The 4,105-nt window shown below is 75.0% G+C and carries 3 protein-coding genes; 1 reads left to right on the forward strand and 2 read right to left on the reverse strand.

What is annotated here, in order from left to right; genetic code table 11:
• Nucleotides 1-173: 173 nt before the first annotated feature.
• The gene (gene sucB, locus ACI79Q_RS20740) at nucleotides 174-2,000 is read right to left on the reverse strand and encodes a 2-oxoglutarate dehydrogenase, E2 component, dihydrolipoamide succinyltransferase (protein ID WP_456615308.1); all 1,827 of its coding nucleotides are present in this window, start codon (nucleotides 1,998-2,000) and stop codon (nucleotides 174-176) included.
• 47 nt (nucleotides 2,001-2,047) lie between these two features.
• Nucleotides 2,048-3,427 carry a dihydrolipoyl dehydrogenase gene (gene lpdA / locus ACI79Q_RS20745; RefSeq protein WP_456615309.1) on the reverse strand — a complete coding sequence of 460 codons (1,380 nt, stop codon included), beginning with the start codon at nucleotides 3,425-3,427 and terminating at the stop codon, nucleotides 2,048-2,050.
• 150 nt (nucleotides 3,428-3,577) lie between these two features.
• Here lpdA and ACI79Q_RS20750 point away from each other — a divergent pair, with 150 nt between their 5' ends.
• Nucleotides 3,578-3,919 carry an oxidoreductase gene (locus ACI79Q_RS20750; RefSeq protein ID WP_456591291.1) on the forward strand — a complete coding sequence of 114 codons (342 nt, stop codon included), beginning with the start codon at nucleotides 3,578-3,580 and terminating at the stop codon, nucleotides 3,917-3,919.
• Nucleotides 3,920-4,105: the final 186 nt, after the last annotated feature.

Raw genomic sequence — 4,105 nt, forward strand, 5'->3', positions numbered from 1 at the left:
CCCCCCCCCCCCCCCCCCCCCCCCCCCCCCCCCCCCCCCCCCCCCCCCCCCCCCCCCCCCCCCCCCCCCCCCCCCACACACCCCCCCCCCCCCCCCCCCCCCCCCCCCCCCCCCCCCCCCCCCCCCCCCCCCCCCCCCCGGGCTCGCGGGTGCTGCGGGCGGGGTGCCCTGGCTCAGCCGAGGCCGAGCTCGCCGTGGAACTGACCGGCCTCCAGCCGCTCCTTCACCGTGGTGAGGAAACGGGCGGCGTCCGCCCCGTCGACGATCCGGTGGTCGTAGGTCAGCGCCAGGTAGACCATCGACCGGACGGCGATGACCTCGCCCAGCTCGGCGTCCTGCACCACGACCGGCCGCTTCACGACCGAGCCGGTGCCGAGGATGGCGACCTGCGGCTGGTTGATGATCGGCGTGTCGAACAGGGCGCCGCGGCTGCCGGTGTTGGTCAGCGTGAACGTCCCACCACCGAGCTCGTCCGGCGTCACCTTGTTGGTGCGGGTGCGCTCCGCGAGGTCGGCGATCTTGCGGGCCAGGCCACCCAGGCTCAGGTCCCCCGCACCGTGGATCACCGGGACGAGCAGCCCCCGCTCGGTGTCGACGGCGACCCCGAGGTTCTCGGCGTCGTGGTAGGTGACCGTGCCCGCCTCGAGGTCGATCGAGGAGTTCACCGACGGGTGCTGCTTGAGCGCCTCGACCGCCGCCTTGGCGAAGAACGGCAGGAACGAGAGCTTGACGCCCTCGCGGGCCTCGAAGGTGCCCTTCGCCTGCTGCCGCAGCTGCGCGATGCGCGTGACGTCGGCCTCGACGACCGTCGTCAGCTGGGCGCTCACCTGCAGCGACTCCACCATTCGGCGGGCGATGACCCCGCGCAGGCGGGACAGCTTCTCGGTGCGGCCACGCACCGAGGTGTCCGGCATGGCGGCCGGCGACGGCGTGCGGGTGCCGCCGGAGGTGGCCGGGGCCGACGCCGCGGGCGCCGGCGCGGCGGACTTCTCCGCGGCGGCCAGCACGTCCTGCTTCCGGATGCGCCCGCCGACGCCGGTCCCCGAGACGGTGTTCAGGTCGACCCCGTGCTCGGCGGCCAGGCGGCGCACCAGCGGCGTGACGTACTGCCCACCGCCGTCACCCGAGGGGGCCGGGGCGGACGGCGCCTGCGGAGCCACCTGGGGCGCGGGCGCCGAGGTCGGCGAGTCCGACGGCTGGGCGCCGCTGGCACCGTAGTCGCCACCGGGCTGCTCGCTGGCCGCGTCAGCCTCCTTGGCCTGCGGGGCCGCCTGCGGCTCCGGCTCGGCCGGCACCTGCTCCTTCGGGGCCTCCTGCTGCGGTGCGGGAGCCGCGGGGGCGGAGCCGCCGCCGGAGGCGCCCGTGCCGATCACGGCGAGCTGGGCGCCGACGTCGACGGTCTCGTCCTCGTTGACCGTGATCTCCAGCAGCGTGCCGCTGACCGGCGCCGGGATCTCGGTGTCGACCTTGTCGGTGGAGACCTCGAGGAGCGGCTCGTCGGCGGTGATCTCGTCGCCGACGGCCTTCAGCCACCGGGTCACGGTGCCCTCGGTGACGCTCTCGCCGAGCGCCGGCATCGTGACGGGGGTCCCCTCGCCGCCGCCGCCACCGGACCCGCCGGCCGGGGCCGGCTCGGGCTCGGCGGCGGGCTGCTCCTGCGCTCCGCCGGAGCCCGCGTCCTCGACCTGCTGGTCGGGGGTCTGCGGCGCGGTGTCGGCGTCCTCGGCCGAGGCCGGCGGGCTCGCGGCGCCCTCGTCGCCGTCCCCGCCACCGATCACGGCGAGCTCGGCGCCGACGTCGACGGTCTCGTCCTCGGCCACGAGGATCTTGGTGAGGACCCCGGCGGCCGGGGAGGGGATCTCGGTGTCGACCTTGTCGGTCGACACCTCGAGGAGGGGCTCGTCGGCCTCGACCTGGTCACCCTCCTGCTTGAGCCATCGGGTGACCGTGCCCTCGGTGACGCTCTCGCCCAGGGCGGGCATGGTGACGGAGGTCGGCATCGGGGCAGTGCTCCTTCTGGCGCTGGGTGGGTGGGGGTGGAGCGAGATCAGCCGTGCACGTGCAGGGGCTTGCCGGCGAGCGCGAGGTGAGCCTCGCCGAGCGCCTCGCTCTGCGTCGGGTGCGGGTGGATGAGGCTGGCGACGTCGTCGGCCTCGGCCTCCCAGTTGTAGATCAGCTGGGCCTCGGCGATGAGCTCGCCGACGCGGCTGCCGACCATGTGGATGCCGACGACCGGGCCGTCGGGGGCCTGCACCAGCTTGACCGCGCCCGTCGTCTTCAGGATCTGGCTGCGGCCGTTGCCGGCGAGGTCGTAGGTGAGGGTCTTCACCTCGCCGTAGCGCTCCTTGGCCTGCGCCTCGGTGAGGCCGACCGAGGCGACCTCGGGGTCGGAGTAGGTGATCCGCGGGACGCCGGCGTAGTCGATCGGGGCGGGCTCGAGGCCGGCGACCCGCTCGGCGACGAGGATGCCCTCGCCGAAGCCGACGTGGGCCAGCTGCAGGGTGGGGACCAGGTCGCCCACGGCGGAGATCGTCGGGATGTTGGTGCGCATGTACTCGTCGACGAGGACGTAGCCGCGCTCCATCGCGACGCCCACCTCCTCGTAGCCGATGCCGGAGCTGACCGGGCCGCGACCGACCGCGACGAGCAGCAGCTCGGCCTCGATCTGCTTGCCGTTCTCCAGCGACACCTTGACGCCGTTCTCGGTGGTCTGCACGCCGGAGAAGCGGTTCCCGAGCTCGAACGCGATCTTGCGCCGGCGGAAGGCGCGCTCCAGCAGCTTCGAGGACGACTCGTCCTCCAGCGGCACGAGGTGGGGCAGGCCCTCGACGATGGTGACGTCCACGCCGAAGGACTTCCAGGCGCTGGCGAACTCGCAGCCGATGACGCCACCGCCGAGGATGATCGCCGAGCTCGGCACCCGGTCCAGGTTCAGCGCGTGGTCGCTGGTGATGACCTTCGTGCCGTCGATCTCCAGGCCCGGCAGCGAGCGGGGGTAGGAGCCGGTGGCCAGCAGGACGTGCTTGCCCTCGTAGGTCTGGCCGTTCACCTCGACCGCCGTGGGGGAGACCAGCCGGCCCTCGCCCTCGACGTAGGTGATCTTGCGCGCCTTCACCAGGCCCTGCAGCCCCTTGTAGAGCTTGGTGATGACGCCGTCCTTGTAGCTGTTGACGCCATCCATGTCGATGCCGGCCAGCGACGTCTTCACGCCGAACTGCTCGCCCTCGCGGGCCAGGTCGGCCACCTCGCCGGCGTGCAGCAGGGCCTTGGTCGGGATGCAGCCCCGGTGCAGGCAGGTGCCACCGACCTTGTCCTTCTCGATCAGCACGACGTTCAGGCCGAGCTCGGAGGCGCGGAACGCGGCGGCGTAGCCGCCGGAGCCACCCCCGAGGATGACCAGGTCGGCGGGGGAAGCGGGTGCGCTCACGGGTGCTCCTCGGGTCGTCGGACGGCAACCCCGCTCGAGCGGGCGGGGGCTGGGCCCCATCCTGCCACCCCGGGAACGAGCTGGCCCGGAGCACCGTTGCTCTCGCGAGCGTCGCAGTGATCACGCGACCCCGGCAGGACGGAGACGGCGATGGGCCTGTTCGAGCGGTGGCGGAGGCGGCGGCCCGGGGATGGCGCCCGCGCCACCCTCGACCGGGCGTCCCACCGGGACGACCTGGTGCACCTGGAGCAGTTCGTGGCGAGCCGCCGGGGCGTCGAGGGGTACGTGGAGCCCCGGACGGCGGTGACCGAGGCCACCATCGTCCTGGTCGCGGCCGACGGCGAGTGGACCCGGAGGCGCATCGACGGTCCCGACGTCGCCCGCCGGCTGTCCAAGGAGCTGGCGATCCCGGTGTACGACGCCCAGGTGACCGGCTACCCGCAGCGCATGCGTGACTGGTCGAAGGGCCACCGTCCCCCCACCGCTCGCTAGCTCGCGGCGGGCCCCTGACGGTGGCCGCTCCAGCACGTCACCAGGCGTCCTGGCTCACCGTGGGGGGGGGGGGGGGGGGGGGGGGGGGGGGGGGGGGGGGGGGGGGGGGGGGGGGGGGGGGGGGGGGGGGGGGGGGGGGGGGGGGGGGGGGGGGGGGGGGGGGGGGGGGGGGGGGGGGGGGGGGGG

This window comes from Blastococcus sp. SYSU DS0828 (genome assembly GCF_054050975.1).